1 protein-coding gene is annotated in these 237 nt (G+C 67.1%); it reads left to right on the plus strand.

Annotated elements, in window-relative coordinates:
• The coding region (locus ACPYOI_RS36960; protein ID WP_481424296.1) for a hypothetical protein at positions 1 to 237 on the plus strand (237 nt) is incomplete at both ends.

Consider the following 237-nt stretch of genomic DNA (forward strand, 5'->3'; position numbering starts at 1 on the left):
CGTCTGGCTCCGGCAACGCAGGCAGCTCTGGGCCTCCTGGCCTGCCTTGGGAATGTCGCCGAGGCGGCTACACTCACTTTGGTGCACTGTGGTAGCGAGGAGGCTATCCATGCGCTCATCTGGGACGCCGTCCGGGCCGGCCTGGTCCTGCGCTTGGACAGCACTTACGCCTTCCTGCACGACCGCATTCAGGAGGCAGCCTATGCGCTCATCCCCGAGGGGGAGCGGGCCATGGCG

Source organism: Rhizobium sp. SVR5-2C (assembly GCF_056755115.1).